The sequence below is a fragment of the Lysobacter sp. Soil_N_23 genome, from assembly GCF_057656135.1.
In genome coordinates, this window is record NZ_JBDGKY010000017.1 from 36,536 (window position 1) to 49,773 (window position 13,238).

The 13,238-nt window shown below is 62.9% G+C and carries 11 protein-coding genes and 1 riboswitch; of the genes, 7 read left to right on the top strand and 4 right to left on the bottom strand.

The window, feature by feature from the left end:
- Positions 1-263 precede the first annotated feature (263 nt).
- Both AC3A3X_RS13175 and AC3A3X_RS13180 read left to right on the top strand, forming a co-directional pair.
- Positions 264-1,775 (top strand): hypothetical protein, encoded by a 1,512-nt coding sequence (locus AC3A3X_RS13175; RefSeq protein WP_487583479.1) that lies wholly within the window; start codon positions 264-266, stop codon positions 1,773-1,775.
- A gap of 241 nt (positions 1,776-2,016) precedes the next feature.
- Positions 2,017-5,766, top strand: a complete 3,750-nt coding sequence (locus tag AC3A3X_RS13180) for a hypothetical protein (RefSeq protein ID WP_487583480.1) — start codon at positions 2,017-2,019, stop codon at positions 5,764-5,766.
- A gap of 180 nt (positions 5,767-5,946) precedes the next feature.
- Here AC3A3X_RS13180 and AC3A3X_RS13185 read toward each other — a convergent pair whose 3' ends face one another.
- Entirely contained in the window at positions 5,947-6,180 is a 234-nt protein-coding gene (locus tag AC3A3X_RS13185; protein WP_487583481.1) for a hypothetical protein, read from the bottom strand.
- Positions 6,181-6,451: 271 nt separating this feature from the next.
- Between AC3A3X_RS13185 and AC3A3X_RS13190 the strand changes: the two genes are divergently transcribed.
- The 5 genes from AC3A3X_RS13190 (at position 6,452) to AC3A3X_RS13210 (ending at position 11,527) form a co-directional block, all read left to right on the top strand.
- On the top strand, positions 6,452-7,060 hold the full coding sequence (locus AC3A3X_RS13190) for a hypothetical protein (protein ID WP_487583482.1): 609 nt from the start codon (positions 6,452-6,454) through the stop codon (positions 7,058-7,060).
- A 498-nt stretch (positions 7,061-7,558) separates the two neighbouring features.
- Entirely contained in the window at positions 7,559-8,080 is a 522-nt protein-coding gene (locus AC3A3X_RS13195) for a hypothetical protein (protein WP_487583483.1), read from the top strand.
- A gap of 93 nt (positions 8,081-8,173) precedes the next feature.
- Entirely contained in the window at positions 8,174-8,959 is a 786-nt protein-coding gene (locus tag AC3A3X_RS13200) for a TSCPD domain-containing protein (protein ID WP_487583484.1), read from the top strand.
- Between the two features lie 74 nt (positions 8,960-9,033).
- The gene (locus tag AC3A3X_RS13205) at positions 9,034-10,710 is read left to right on the top strand and encodes an NAD(P)/FAD-dependent oxidoreductase (protein ID WP_487583485.1); all 1,677 of its coding nucleotides are present in this window, start codon (positions 9,034-9,036) and stop codon (positions 10,708-10,710) included.
- A gap of 124 nt (positions 10,711-10,834) precedes the next feature.
- Complete coding sequence (locus AC3A3X_RS13210; RefSeq protein WP_487583486.1) at positions 10,835-11,527, top strand: alpha/beta hydrolase; 693 nt, start codon at positions 10,835-10,837, stop codon at positions 11,525-11,527.
- 27 nt (positions 11,528-11,554) lie between these two features.
- Here AC3A3X_RS13210 and AC3A3X_RS13215 read toward each other — a convergent pair whose 3' ends face one another.
- The 3 genes from AC3A3X_RS13215 to AC3A3X_RS13225 all read right to left on the bottom strand — a co-directional run bounded on the left by AC3A3X_RS13215 (position 11,555) and on the right by AC3A3X_RS13225 (position 13,191).
- Positions 11,555-11,878 (bottom strand): DUF190 domain-containing protein, encoded by a 324-nt coding sequence (locus tag AC3A3X_RS13215; RefSeq protein ID WP_487583487.1) that lies wholly within the window; start codon positions 11,876-11,878, stop codon positions 11,555-11,557.
- On the bottom strand, positions 11,875-12,276 hold the full coding sequence (gene crcB / locus AC3A3X_RS13220) for a fluoride efflux transporter CrcB (protein ID WP_487583488.1): 402 nt from the start codon (positions 12,274-12,276) through the stop codon (positions 11,875-11,877). The genes AC3A3X_RS13215 and crcB overlap by 4 nt, the downstream gene beginning before the upstream one ends.
- Before the next feature lie 83 nt (positions 12,277-12,359).
- Positions 12,360-12,436: riboswitch (Fluoride riboswitch) on the bottom strand.
- A 98-nt stretch (positions 12,437-12,534) separates the two neighbouring features.
- Complete coding sequence (locus AC3A3X_RS13225) at positions 12,535-13,191, bottom strand: QsdR family transcriptional regulator (RefSeq protein ID WP_487583489.1); 657 nt, start codon at positions 13,189-13,191, stop codon at positions 12,535-12,537.
- Between the last annotated feature and the right edge of the window lie 47 nt (positions 13,192-13,238).

The window sequence follows — 13,238 nt, forward strand, 5'->3', positions numbered from 1 at the left end:
CCCGCGCGCGAGGGGGGCCGGATAGCCTGCCGCCCTTCAGTGCTCCGAGCCGACCCCCTCGACACAGGATCCTGCGGCTGGTAACGCCTCAGTTTGAGGCGCACTGTGACCATTGCTACGATAGTCTCTGTGACTATTAACATGTATTTAACAACGCGTTCATTTATAAGGCATTGATCTGAAAAGTGTTATTTCGATGTTCGTGAAAGCATCGAAACGAACACCGCTGTATAAAGCTGTTCTTATAAATAGCGGAGTGTGACATGGCCCGTCGGAAAGCTTCCATCGACTTATCTGGCTTGCTGAAAGTCCGAGGTCCAATGCTGACAAGCGATGTGGCCCACGTGTTTCAGCGCAACGGCATTCAACCTGCCGCAGCCAGGCAGCGTACGTCTCGTCTGCCTCCGGACACTACCGCACTAAAGGGAGTGACCTTTCCGAAGCGAAAGCGCTTCATCTTCCACAAGGACGATATTGGTACGGGGCGCTACTACCGGGCGTTGGAAGAGGCGATTCATGCCGAGAATCCACCACTCTCATCTGCGTTGCGCGCGCTCGATTGTCGCGACGGCATCATGCCACTGAGCCAGTTCACCATTGCTTGCGGTTGTCCGATCCGCCAGAAGAACCAGGTGTCTGCCGAGCGCGCCTTGGCTGGGCTCCTCGGGACCAACCTCGTGCACAAGGTCGACGTGTCAGGCATTGGGGAATGCCTTGTCCGAGGCGGTACGGGCGGGATTGCCGCCGATCGCGTCACGAGGATGCGTGCGAGGTTGGCGGCCGAATCATTTCTGCTGGATGCGATGGCGGGGTGGCTAGGTCGCATGAATATGGTCAGTCCGCAGGTCGTGAAGATCCGTGGGGAGGATGGCAACCCAACGTTCTCCACGTTTGAGTTCGATCTATGCGGCCCTTCCTATTTGGCACCGTTGGTCCAGGTCAAAGCGGGGAAGCGGGCCCCGGGTTTCATGGTTGCGGATGTCGTTCTAGGCGGGGAGCTGGACGGGAAAGGAGTTGAACCCTTTCTCCGAAAATGCACTCTACTCACGAACGCGCGCGGGCGGCGTCCGTTCCTGCCAATGCTCATCGCAGAAGGATTCACCCAGGACGCGCTCAATCGCTGCCGCAGCGCGGGGATAGTAGCGACCCGGGCCGAAACGCTATTCGGTCGAGATGTCGCAATGGCACTGGGATCGCTGCTAGAAGTGCTCTCGTCGAGTGCTGCCGCTCCCCCAGAGCGTCTCGATTTCATATTCAAGCGTCTTAGCGCTATCGAAGGCGCCGCTGGGAATCTGCGAGGCGCGCTGTTCGAAATGGTCGTAAGTCACATGGTTACCGAACTGGAGGGAGGGAGCGCCAGCATCGGCGTGCTTCTCCAAAATTCTGAAAGTGGCAGGTGTGCTGAAGTAGATGTGCTTCTAAAAAAACAGAGAAAAGTGGTCTGCTATGAGTGCAAGGGACACCAGCCAACCAACGTGACGAAGGCGCAAGAAATCGAACGCTGGATAAAGGACAGAATCCCCACTTCCTACGGCGCACTTGTCGAGCAAGACGCCAGTATCCAAGTAGCGTTCGAATACTGGACCTGCGGCACGTTCGATGATGAGGCGTTGAAGTTGCTCTCTGAAGCAGCCGCGTCGACGCGGCGATACAAAATTGCATGGAAGTCAGGTGACAACATACGGCAGTACGCGACCGGACTAGCAGCCAAAGGAGTAAGGAAGCACCTGGCTGATCACTTCTTTGCCCATCCTTTGACTAAAGCGCTTCGCTAGCTGGAATGATCGTACCCAGGGCTCTATTTTCCTGTTTCGAACGTCCGTCAGCGTGCGTTCGGGATCCAGACGGCCGCGAGACTATGGACGTCTTCGGCCCAAAATCAGGGCCAAAATCAGGGTCAGAGTGGACTTCCGAAGAAGTCGACACTGGCCCCGTTCTGCTGAATGGCAATGGCGGGCGAACGCTGCCTGCGAACGTATGCTTGACGGCCCCTGTCCGCCACTACGGTGCCTAGGAATGGCCATTTCGCCGGAACGCTTTGAGGTGCCGTGGCAGGATTTGCTCGGTGGTGGGCAGCTCGATCGCGTCAACCTTGTGCTCTTGGGTGCGGGGCACTCCTCGCGCCTGGCCCGCCTAGTGTTCTTGGTCCTCGCCGGGATGACGGACAACCTGAGCCGGCCCGCCTTCCGGCAAGCCGTGGTGTTGTTACCTCCTGACATCCCGGACACCGTGGTTGCGGATGTGGTGGCAGACACCGCGCAGTTCCGGGGCTTTGCGTTGGACGCCAAGGAGCTCGACGTGTTGTCCCGCCAGCTGCTGGTCCATCAGCTTGCGTCGTTCGACACGGCCGACGTGCTGCACGCCGTGGCGGCAGCCGCGCCCGGCAGCTTTGTCATCGTCGTCGACGGCGCGCGCTATCGGCCGGCAAACCGTGCGCCGGCGCTGCCGACGTCCCTGCAGGCGCCAGAAGATCGTTGGGTGCCGCCCCTGATCGAGCTCGCCACGCACTGCGTGGCGCAGGCCGGGGACACCTACGTCCTGGTGGATGTAGGCGAATACCTGCCGGCGCTCGAGCGCAATGTCCAAGCGCTGCAGGACCTGGACTGCACCGTCTGGGGTGCCAGTGCCTCGCAGGCCATAGACGATGAACAGATGGCGCTGTTTCAGGACTGGACACGGCGCGTCGAGAGCGGTGACATCTTGTCCGTGCTGGGGGAAATGGATGCGCTCGTAGGCGTGTCCGTACCGGCGCGGTTGCTACTTAAGATCCAGATTCTGCACAAGGGTGGGCGCACGGTTCGAGCGTTGGAGTTTCTTCGACAGTATCTTCCCCATCTCGCCGACACTGCCACCGACGTCAAGTTGAAACTCGCCACGATCGCACTGGCCGGTGAGGATCTCGGCCTCGCGCGGCAGTTGCTCGAGTCGAGTGCGGACCATCTGTCCGATCTGGACCTCAACGAGCTGGCGCTGGAGCTGACGCAGTCCATCCCGTCGACGCGCATCGAAGCGCAATGCCTGACGTGGCTGGCTCGCTACTTTCCTGCTTCTTCGGTGCTTGAGGAGCATCAGCTACGACGACTGCTCTTGGCCGCACGCGATGGGCAACCGGTTCGGCCGGCCGACTGGCCGCAGTTGCCGCTGGATGACTACGTCGACACGGTGCTGTTGCCATTGCGTGCCGCGGCTACGCCGGACTACGCGGAACTTGTCGAGCAGGCCGACGCGCGGTGGTTCGCTCGGCAGGCCGAGACGCGATTGGCGGCCGCTCTCGACGCGCGACGGCGCGCATTGCCGACGCACGTGGCGGCGATCACGCCCTCAATCGACCCGCACTCGGCGCTGGCGCGTCCCGCAGTAAACCTCCTGCTGTGGTCGATCGAACGGCTAATCCTGACCGGCGACGACCGGATGCAAGAGGATCTGGCCGATGCTGTGATGTTCATCCTGCTCTATCTGGCTGTCCATCCCTCGGATACCGCATCGCGGGAACGCCTGGACGAACTGTTGTCGGTCGACATCGCCGGCCCGGTCGGCGTGGCCCTACTCGCACACGCTCTGTTGCGCCTGGCAGCCGCACCGGCGGTGGTGCCGGCGGCGCTGCCTGCCGCGGACGGCGACGTGGATGAAGCGCAGTTCATGCGTTTCTATCGCGACGCGGCGGTATGGCTAAATCGGCAACGTGCCATCGATCTCGCCACCGTCGTGTTGCCGGAACAACTGTTGACCTTGCCGGCCAACACCGCGCTGCACTTTCTCAAACGGATGGTGCAGTTCGTGATCGAAAAAGAACAGGCGGATGATGGTCACACCCTTCGACTAATGCTAATGGTCGCTTTCGCCGTCGCACCGCATGCCGGCCGCCGAAACGACGACTTGGAGATACTGCGCCTGGTGACCAGTCGTCTCGTGGTTAGCGGCGAGGCCCAACTGGCCCGCGACCTCGTAGAAGCTGGGTTGGCCGCGACGCAGGGACGACCGGAGCGCCTTCGCCTTGCCTGGTACGCGTACGGCGACGTCTTCCACCGCATGCACAATGGTGCCCGCGCCCTCATGGCCTTCGGCTGTGCGCTAGCCACGCAGGGTCAGGTGGAGTTGGAGCACGCGTACTACGAGACGATGGGGGTTGTTCGCGCCTTGCGCGACACCGGGCTGCTGGGGCCTGCCCGTCAGTTTCTGGACCGGTGTGAACAGCTGTTGATCCAAATGGGGGTGCACGCGCGCGCCGGACATCGCATCGAGACGATGCGCCTGGGATTGCAGATGTCCGAGCTCAACGCAGTCGACTCCCGAGACGGCGCAGCGTGGTCCGCCTTACTCCGGGCGATCGACGCCAATCTCCAGGTCGTCATGCGCGAGCAGGATGAACTGGCGACCGTTCTGATGATGGCAGTACAAATCCTGCGCCGAGCCGAAGGTCTGGAACTGGAGATCGACCCGCAGACGCGGGACCGGACTCAGGAGGCCTTGAGCGCGGTGGGTGAAATCACCGCTGAGCTAGTGCAATTGGCATCCAACACCGCGGTGGGGCCTGAGCGATTGCTCGATCGCGCCCGCGCCGTGCAGCAGGCGCGTTATTCCGACGACGTAGGCTTCGACGTCCAGTATCTCGTGCGCGCGGCGCGCATTGAGTTGTCAGAAAACGCGACGCTCGCCGACGCGACGACGGCGAGCTTCGCGGCCGAGTTGACGACCGATCATGCGATCGCGGTGCCGGGGCCCGCTGAAGGCGGTTGGCTGCCGGCGGCCATCGAGGAGCCGGCGAGGACATTAAGAGATCTTTCGTGTCGGGGGCTACGCATCGAGATGCTGGCCTTCGACAGTGCCGACCGGCTCGTGCGGGTGAGCGCCGAAGCGGGCACGCTCACAGTGCATCGAGAAGACGCCACGTTCTCGCTGCGCGGACTCCACGCTTGGTCGCTCCGCTTCCCCTACGAGTACGGGCTCGACATCAACGAGCCCAATCTCTTCTATACGAGCATGCGCGAGCTGGGCCTGTCGCAAGGCGTAGGGGACCGGGCCGTCTTCGTTCTCGATACCCGCTTGCAGCGTCTTCCTCCGCAGTTGTTGTTGATCGATGGCGAGTTGCTCGGAAGCGGAACATCGGTTGCTGTGGCGCCATCACTAACTTGGCTCAGAGCCGCCACGTCGGCTCCACGTAGGTCCTTCGCGCCGTCCGCCGCGTGGATCTCAACCGCCGTGGAAGGAAATGGGAACGGAACATTGGCGACGGTAGCTGACCGTGTGACGGACGTACTCGAACAGCATGGGGTTGCGCTGCAGACAGGCGCGCAACTCCCCGAGCAGCTCAAGGGTGCCCAACTGGCCATCGTCGCAGCCCACGGCGGACTAGCGGACGACAACCGCTTCTTCAAGGTTGTGTCCGATGAAGCACAATTGCGGGTGAGTGCGGTGGCACTCGCTCGCGCTCTTGAGGGCGCCGGCGTCGTCGTCTTGTTCGTGTGCAGTGGTGGCCGACAGGATGAGCATCCGGTCGCAAGCACGACCGTGGGGTTGCCCAAGCAATTGCTCGATCGCGGCAGCGCGGGGGTCATCGCCTCGCCGTGGCCACTGGATTCACGCGTGCCGTCGCATTGGCTGCCGGCGTTCCTTGCCGAATGGGAAGCCGGCGCAGCGCTGATCGATGCCAATGCCGCGGGCAATCGCGCCGTGGGTGCGCAGATGGGGAACGATCCGCGCGATGCGCTGGCGATGACGCTCTACGGCAATCCGTTCCTGAAGCGGGTGGACCTGGTCGACCCCTGACGCACGGGGCGGCCAGCTATGGCGAGCCTAGCGACAGCGTTTCGCACTTAGTGCAAAGCCGTATCCTATGTCCGCTGTCGGCCGGGAGCCATCAGCGCCAACCGATACTGGCATTCTGATCGACCACCAGGCCGGAGAGCATGATCAGCTTCTCGGTCTACTGATCAAGCCTCACTGGTCCTAGTGATCAATGTTGCCGGTGTGCGCATCTATCGTGCCCGCCGAAACGACTCCGTCGGAAACAAGCAGGCCGTCCATGGAATGCAGCGAGACCTTCACATCGCCGGACTGCGTCGAAAGCCAGAGTGTCGGCTGGTCGATGTCGACGACAAACTCCTTGACTGGATCTCGTATATCAAATGGCGGCGGATCAGTTTGCCAGCAGTTCGCTGCCAGGTTCGCTGGACGACGCATCGCGCTGAACGATACTGAGGGGGTCCATAGACTTGACGTCCAAGCGTGGAAGTTCGCGTCAGAGCGATACTAAGTTATTCTTAGAGGCTGGACAACACGCGGGCGCAGGGCCCTGAGCATGGCGCCGGTACCCCCGCCCACAATCGACGACCTCGGTGTCCGAGGCTGCCTCTATCTCGCAGCCCTACTAATGGCGCAAGAGCGCCGTCTACCAGTAGCGCCCACACTTCGCTCTAGCCTGCTCGTACTTGACCAACTGCGGGAATTGGGCGTGATCCGCGTCCCTTGGCCGGAACTGCGTTGGGAGATTGAGCCCAAGGCAGAAGAGACACCTGTGGAGCAATTGCAGTGGAGATACAACTGGGGTGCGTACATCCGGGATGGACTCATCGGTGCACTCGAGGAATATCTACAGTCGATACCGAGGGACGAGTACGGGATCGCGCTGCGACTTCGCTTTTGGGATGAGCTGGCAATTGCGGAAGCGGAGCGATTCTTTGAACAGCAATTGGTCAAACATCAGTTTGACTCTACCTGGGCCCAGGACATCGTCTTCGCATATCGCGATGCACAGGCTTGCCTGTCAATTGCTCAGTGGCGCTACTGTTGCTGGGCTGCCACTCGCCAAGGAGCCTCCGTCGCGCAACAGCAGCGAATCAGCAGCGCCGCCGCGATCCGTGAAGCCATCTACGCCGAACTCTGCCGTCGCGTGAGCCGTGTGAGCACGGGGGTGTGGGGCAACTGCGCACTGCCACCCTTTCATCCTTCCCCCGACGCTGCGCTATGCAGATTGTTCACCGGGCATTTGACGAGTCAGAGCATGGAATTTTGGACGATGGCACCATCAACCGAAGCGCTGCTGCTGCCAAGAGTTGTTTAGACTGGAAACCCGATCAGCGGCGACAAAGGCATGAGACCCATCGTGTGCGGCCTACGCTTTGCGATGGCCGGCGGGCGTTGTTTAGTGCCGGGCTATTAGGCCATCCCCCAAGGGGTTGTGGTCGTCGGCCCCAACATATGCCATATTTGGTGCCAGAGTTGGGGGGTATGTGACAGACACTTTCACTAATAGAACGTACGGCAAGTTCTAAGCGCTGTCGTTGCGAGCGCGGCGAGGGACCTGCTTTCAGGCGTCAGGCAGCATCGGCACCCGGGGGAAGCAGGTTCCTCGCACTTACAAGTCGATGGCAGCGGCAACAGGCAGGAGACGGCCTCGACGCCTCCACGCGGAATCCGGGCCGGTTCCGCGTTCATGTACGCGGCCCAGGCGCGCGACGCATTCATCGTGCCGTGCAGCTGCAGCAGGTATAGCATCGCCCTTGCAACACCCCGATTACCGCACTACGCCAACCAGTTTTGACGCCCGTCAGGAGGGCACATGAGCAATGGCAACGGAGTGACGGCGACCCTGTCGCAGGCCGCCGATAACGTGAAAGAAACCGCATCCAGCATTTCCAGCGCGGTGATGCACCGTGCCGAGGAAGCGGTGGCGTCGGTCAAGACCACCGCCAAGAAGGCGCGCAAGGCCGCCAAGAAGGCGGTCGGTACTGCCAAGAAGAAGCTCGCCGCTGCCAGCGCAAAGGCCAAGAAGGAAGCTTCGTCGCTGAAGGCGAAGGCCGGCAAGAAGGTCGCGAAGAAGGCCACGAAGAAGGCCGCAGCCAAGAAGACCGCGAAGAAGGCGGTGAAGAAGGCTGCGGCGAAGAAGACGGCGAAGAAGGCAACGAAGAAGGTTGCCAGGAAGGCCACCAGGAAAGCTGCGACCAAGAAGGTCGCGAAGAAATCAGCCGCCAAGAAAGCTGTGAAGAAGGCGCCGGCCAAGAAGGCCGTCGCCAAGAAGGCGGCGAAGAAGGCAGCCAAGCGACCCACAAAGAAGGTCGCGAAGAAAGCTGCCAGGAAGTAAGTGCCCCGATTGGTCGCCGCGTCCCAGCGGCGCGGCGACCGCCTTAAGCGACACACATAACTAGATCAGCATTACCGCACCAGGAGCGGGTTCATGGCCGTCAAGATCAACAAGAAAATCAAGGGCTACAGCGTCGTCACCCCGGAAGACAAGGCGAAAGAGGCTGCGCGTCCCGCGCCCGTCGCCGCGGTCGAGTCGCTGCCGACGGCCGACGTCATCCAGATGCACGAGCGCATCGAGCGCCCCGAGATCCTGATCGGCTCCACCTACAAGATCAAATCGCCCCTGTTCGAGCACGCGCTGTACGTGACGATCAACGACATCGTCCTCAACGCCGGCACCGAGCATGAGCTGCGCCGTCCCTTCGAGATCTTCATCAACTCGAAGAACATGGACCACTTCCAGTGGATCGTCGCGCTGACGCGCATCATGTCGGCCGTGTTCCGCAAGGGCGGCGACGTGACCTTCCTGGTCGACGAGATGAAGGCCGTGTTCGACCCGAAGGGCGGCTATTTCAAGGCCGGCGGCGTCTACATGCCGTCGCTGGTGGCCGAGCTGGGCAGCATCGTCGAGGACCACCTCAAGTCGATCGGCCTGATGCACGACCCGGAGATGAGCGACGCCCAGCGCGCCCTGATCGCCGAGAAGCGCGCCGCCTACAACCAGCTGTCAAAAAAAAACTCTGACGTAAGCCACGGCGAACTGTTCCCCGAGCCGCGCATCAGCGACACCCCGCGCAGCGAGGACGTCGAAGTGACCGGCGAAGGCGCCAGCTTCCCGCCTAGCGCGACGATGTGCCACAAGTGCAATACCAAGGCAGTCGTGATCATGGACGGCTGTGCGACGTGCTTGAACTGCGGGTACAGCAAGTGCGGGTGAGCTGACTCAACGAGTGGCCCGGATTGCCGCAGGGGCTCCTTTCGGAGCCCCTTTTGCTTCCTCGGATGCACCGCATGCTTAGACTGACCGACCTCAACCTGCCGCTGGACCACTCCGAGCCCGCGCTGCGCGAAGCGATTCTGGCGCGGCTGGGCATCACCGCCGACGAGCTGGCCGGCTACACCGTCGCCAAGCGCAGCTATGACGCGCGCCGGCGCGGCGCGATCGTGCTGATCTATTCGGTCGACGTGGACACCCCGCGCGAAGCCGACATCCTTCGGCGGTTGCAGCTGGACGCCGAAGTCGCGCAGGTCGCGCGCGCCGGCGACAGAAGCAAGGTGATGCGCACGCCGGACACGAGCTACAAGTTCGTGGCGCGCGCGTCGGAGAACCTTCCGCTGCGCCCGCTCGTCATCGGCATGGGACCGTGCGGTCTGTTCGCGGCCCTCGTGCTCGCGCAGATGGGGTTCCGGCCGATCGTCCTCGAGCGCGGCAAGGCCGTGCGCGAGCGCACCAAGGACACCTGGGGCCTGTGGCGCAAGAAGGTGCTGAATCCCGAATCCAACGTGCAGTTCGGCGAAGGCGGGGCGGGCACGTTCTCCGACGGCAAGCTGTGGAGCCAGATCAGCGACCCCAAGCACTATGGGCGCAAGGTCATCGACGAGTTCGTCAGGGCTGGCGCGCCGGAGGAGATCGCCTACGTCAGCAAGCCGCACATCGGCACGTTCCGCCTTGTGTCCATGGTGGAGGAGATGCGCGCGACGATCGAATCGCTGGGCGGCGAAATCCGCTTCAGCCAGCGCGTCGACGATCTGCTGGTCGAGACCGACCGCGACGGTACGCGCCACGTGCGCGGTGTGACGCTGCAAGGCGGCGAGCAACTGCGCGCCGATCACGTAGTGCTGGCGCTGGGCCACAGCGCACGCGACACGTTCGCGATGGTGCATGCGCGCGGCGTCTTCGTCGAAGCCAAACCGTTTTCGATCGGATTCCGCATCGAACATCCACAATCGCTCATCGATTCCGCCCGCTTCGGCGCGCAGGCCGGGCATCCGCTGCTCGGCGCGGCCGACTACAAGCTCGTGCACCATTGCCGCAACGGCCGCTCGGTGTACAGCTTCTGCATGTGCCCGGGCGGCACCGTGGTCGCTGCGGCCAGCGAGCCCGGGCGCGTGGTCACCAATGGCATGAGCCAGTACTCGCGCAATGAGCGCAACGCGAATGCGGCGATCGTCTGTGGCATCACGCCAGAGGATTACGCGCGCTATGGCGAGGGCCCACTCGCCGGCATCGAGTTGCAGCGGCACTGGGAAGCGCGGGCGTTCGAGCTCGGCGGCGGAGAGTACGAAGCGCCGGGGCAGCTGGTGGGCGATTTCCTGAAGGGTCAGGCGTCGAGCGCGTTCGGCACGGTGCTGCCCTCGTACAAGCCCGGAGTGCGCCTGGGCGATCTGGCGCCATCGCTGCCCGAGTACGCAATCGAGGCGATCCGCGAGGCGCTGCCGGCGTTCGAGAAGCAGATCCGCGGTTTTGCGATGCACGACGCGGTACTGACCGGCGTGGAAACCCGCACGTCCTCGCCGGTGCGGATCACGCGTGGCGACGACGGCCACAGCCTGAACACGCGCGGCCTCTTTCCGGCAGGCGAAGGCGCTGGCTACGCGGGCGGCATCCTGTCGGCCGGCGTCGACGGCATCCGCACAGCCGAAGCGGTCGCGCTCGACATCGTTTCCCGCAGCACGCGCGCCGCGTAGCGTTCGCGGTCCGAATACGGCTACGGTCCGCTCGCGCGGGCCTTTTCCTGGCCGCCATTTTCCCGTCACTCCCGATTCACGCCTGCGGGCGATAGTGGCCCGACCGGTCACTGGAGCAGACGTCATGGCCAAACCAGCTGTCGTACTAGTGCATGGTTTCTGGGGTGGCGCAGCCCACTGGGCCAAGGTCATCCTCGAGCTGAAGAAGCTTGGCTACGGCGACATCCACGCGGTGGAGAATCCGCTGACATCGCTGGCCGATGACGCTGAAAGAACGCGCAGGATGGTCGCGCAGATCAGCGGCCCGGTCGTTCTGGTCGGCCACTCCTATGGTGGCGCTGTCATCAGTGAGGCCGGCAATCAGGCCAATGTGGCCGCACTCGTCTTCATTGCAGCGTTCGCCCCCGATGCTGGCGAAAGCCCCGGGGGCATCACCCAGCAGCACCTTCCGGCGGCCGCGCCGAACCTGGCGCCCGACAGTGATGGCTATCTGTGGCTCAAGGCGGACAAGTTCCACGAGAGCTTCTGCCAGGATCTGTCCGTCGACGAGGGTTTCGTCATGGCGGTCACCCAGAAGGCACCACTGGCGAGCACTTTCGGTGACACCGTTACCGACCCTGCCTGGAAGCACAAGCCGAGCTGGTACCAGCTCTCCAGCGAGGATCGGATGATCGCCCCCGAGAACCAGAAGCAGATGTCCGCTCGCATGAACGCACGCAAGGTCGTCGTTCTCGATGCCAGCCACGCGTCGCTTGCTTCGCGCGCATCTGACGTTGCTGCGCTGATTGACGAGGCTGCCAAGGCGACCGCTGGCTGATCCGTCTGATGGCCAGGAGCACTGGCCCTACGAGACCGAACCCACTTCCCCGTATTCCGCGGGCAACTTGGCGTAGAACAGGTGCAACCCTTCCTCGTCAAGCACGTCCAGCAGGAGCTTGGCTTCCTCGTCGCTGACGAGGAACTCGACCAGCACCGGTTCCTCGCCGGCCAGTTCGAAGAAGCGCTGCTCATGCAGTCTTCCGTGGCGCCCGAACCCTGCCATGGCCTTGAATGCCGACCCACCGTGGATGCCAAGCTTCTTGGCGCGATCGAGCAACCACTCGTACACCATGTATCCGTGGAACTTGCGGTTCTCGTACGTGTAGAAGCGAAGGTGAACGCCTTTCATGTCAGCACTCCCAGGGACTTCATGAGCGATCGGACGAGGAACACGCCGGCCAGCGTCGCCAGCAGTGAACCCGCCAGGTGCGCCACGATGTGAGCGCATGCCCAGCGGTACTCACCGCGTAGTAGCAACGTGATCGACTCGCCGGAAAAGGTGGAGAAGGTCGTCAGACCACCGAGGAACCCGGTCGTCAGCGCCAGGCGTAGCTCAGGCGGAAGGCTCTCGTATTGAGCGAAGACACTGAGACAAACGCCCATCAGCAACCCGCCAACGAGGTTGGCGGCGAGCGTTCCGAGTGGCAGGCTCGGGAGCGCCGGATTGAGGAAATACCCCAATACCCAGCGCAGCAGGGCGCCAAGGCCAGCACCGGCAAAGATGACAAGACCAGCAACGACATTCATACGGCGCTCCTGTGAACGGAGCCGAGCGCACGTGAGGAAGTCGTCAGGAAATCGGCGACACCTGCGCGCACCCGGATATTCCGGGTAGGGCAGGCATCATCAGCCGAGGCGGCGGTTTGCCCTTTGTCAGGGCCGGAGGAATGCCATCTCCAAAATCAATACTAACCCCCTGGGGGGTTTCACCGTCAATACCCGAGATTGCAACCCCCATCGACGCCATGTCGCAGATGGCGGGATGCCAGGAGGGGTTTTTCGACTTCAGCAGGATCGCCGGCCCGTACCGGCCCTCGGCCCGGTGCGGCGGGAGATGCGGCCCGACAGGAGCAACTCGACCGCGACGCCCACATCGGCAGTGTCCACTACACGGCCGCTGATGGCATCGGCGTAGACGAAGGATTCGGTCACCCGGATCACCAGGAACGCCATCGTGTCCAGCGGCAGGGGTACCTGCAGTGCGCCGCGCTGGACTTCCCGCTCCAACAGCCCGCGCATGGCGGTGACCACGCGCGCCTGCAGCGGGCTGGCCTGTGAAGTGAGGAGTCGCAACGCATAGTCGGGGTCCTGCGCCATGAAGCGGCGCAGCGGGGAGAAATCGAGGATCGCCGCCACCAGTCGCGAGCAGACGTCGGCCACCCGACGCGGTCCTCGGCTTCGCAGCCCGGCATCGGCCTGGTCGATTGCCTGGGAACACAACGACCAGAGGATCTCTCCAAGCAACAGCTCGCGGCTGCCCACCCAGCGAAAGAGCGTGGCCCGGCCGATGCCCAGTTCCGTTGCCAGGGCGCCGATGTCCACCCGTTCACCAGCCAGCCATTTGCGCTGGGCTGCGCGGAAAGCGTCCTGCGGCGTTACGCGGGGGGTGGGGCGTTGCCGCAGGGAGCGCGACAGGCGGGTTTCGGCGATGGGGCCAGGCATGTGCCGGAGTTTAGTCGTTCGAGACACTTGACTCAACATGAGTCATA

Bases quoted from the DNA above. Each gene is read 5' to 3' on its own strand.
- AC3A3X_RS13175 (WP_487583479.1), top strand. From the start codon at position 264: ATGGCCCGTCGGAAAGCTTCCATCGACTTATCTGGCTTGCTGAAAGTC.
- AC3A3X_RS13180 (WP_487583480.1), top strand. From the start codon at position 2,017: ATGGCCATTTCGCCGGAACGCTTTGAGGTGCCGTGGCAGGATTTGCTC.
- AC3A3X_RS13185 (WP_487583481.1), bottom strand. From the start codon at position 6,180: ATGCGTCGTCCAGCGAACCTGGCAGCGAACTGCTGGCAAACTGATCCG.
- AC3A3X_RS13195 (WP_487583483.1), top strand. From the start codon at position 7,559: ATGAGCAATGGCAACGGAGTGACGGCGACCCTGTCGCAGGCCGCCGAT.
- AC3A3X_RS13200 (WP_487583484.1), top strand. From the start codon at position 8,174: ATGGCCGTCAAGATCAACAAGAAAATCAAGGGCTACAGCGTCGTCACC.
- AC3A3X_RS13205 (WP_487583485.1), top strand. From the start codon at position 9,034: ATGCTTAGACTGACCGACCTCAACCTGCCGCTGGACCACTCCGAGCCC.
- AC3A3X_RS13210 (WP_487583486.1), top strand. From the start codon at position 10,835: ATGGCCAAACCAGCTGTCGTACTAGTGCATGGTTTCTGGGGTGGCGCA.
- AC3A3X_RS13215 (WP_487583487.1), bottom strand. From the start codon at position 11,878: ATGAAAGGCGTTCACCTTCGCTTCTACACGTACGAGAACCGCAAGTTC.
- crcB (WP_487583488.1), bottom strand. From the start codon at position 12,276: ATGAATGTCGTTGCTGGTCTTGTCATCTTTGCCGGTGCTGGCCTTGGC.
- AC3A3X_RS13225 (WP_487583489.1), bottom strand. From the start codon at position 13,191: ATGCCTGGCCCCATCGCCGAAACCCGCCTGTCGCGCTCCCTGCGGCAA.